Here is an 808-nt window from a genome sequence, read left to right on the forward strand (position 1 = left end):
GATAATAATTAAGCTAAAAGTTAAACTATGAACCTACAAGACTTTGAAGCCCAGTACCGTGAAGCTATAGCTGAAACGCTCAATGAGCTGCAAACCGCAGTTTTGCTGTTAGCACAAGTACAAAATAAAATTTTAACAATTGGCACTTCTGTACAAAATATTAGTCAGCAAGTTGAAGAGTTTATTGAAGAGCAAAAAGCCGAATAAATGTATGCCAAATAAAAAACTCTATCTATGGCAACAAGTCAACTCTTCTTCAATTGTAAGTATAAGATCCTTGAGTTTTAGAGGTTTGACAAAATATCGGCGTGCGCCTAAACTCATAGCTAATTCTTGATCTGCTTTAAAAGCAAAAGCGGAAACCACAATGATAGGTATTTTTGACAAATCAGGTCTTTGCTGGACTTGTTTTAAGAGCGAATACCCGTCAATATCTGGTAACTTCAAATCTAATAACATTAAATCTGGTTTAAATTTATCTATAGTAGAGAAAAAAGTAGAGCCTTCAGATAAGCTTTGGACATCGTACCCACAGTAACTTAGATAGTCACTCAGTAACAACCTATTGAGATAATGGTCTTCAACTAGCAAAATTCGTCTAACTTTGTGTGAGCGCAATGGCTGATCTATATTGAAGAATTGTGCTGTCATTGCTACCTATTATCTGATTATCTTAAGTAAAAACCAACAATTATTACCATAAACTAAAACGGTAGTACATTTAAACTGTAGAATTAATAAAAATTGACTTATGTAATGTAGTCAAAGATATTAATAAATCAAATTTAACTATACTCCAATACTTAAT

2 protein-coding genes are annotated in these 808 nt (G+C 32.5%); one reads left to right on the top strand and one right to left on the bottom strand.

Annotated elements, in window-relative coordinates; translation table 11 throughout:
• Positions 1-27: 27 nt before the first annotated feature.
• Positions 28-207 (top strand): hypothetical protein, encoded by a 180-nt coding sequence (locus GNF10_RS37205; protein ID WP_185593567.1) that lies wholly within the window; start codon positions 28-30, stop codon positions 205-207.
• A gap of 21 nt (positions 208-228) precedes the next feature.
• Here GNF10_RS37205 and GNF10_RS37210 read toward each other — a convergent pair whose 3' ends face one another.
• Complete coding sequence (locus GNF10_RS37210; RefSeq protein ID WP_185593570.1) at positions 229-651, bottom strand: response regulator; 423 nt, start codon at positions 649-651, stop codon at positions 229-231.
• Positions 652-808: the final 157 nt, after the last annotated feature.

It is taken from the genome of Nostoc sp. UCD121, from assembly GCF_014222285.1.
GTDB lineage: Bacteria > Cyanobacteriota > Cyanobacteriia > Cyanobacteriales > Nostocaceae > Nostoc.

What these genes read in the sequence shown, in the direction of transcription:
- GNF10_RS37205 (WP_185593567.1), top strand. Translation starts at nt 28, where the DNA reads ATGAACCTACAAGACTTTGAAGCCCAGTACCGTGAAGCTATAGCTGAA.
- GNF10_RS37210 (WP_185593570.1), bottom strand. Translation starts at nt 651, where the DNA reads ATGACAGCACAATTCTTCAATATAGATCAGCCATTGCGCTCACACAAA.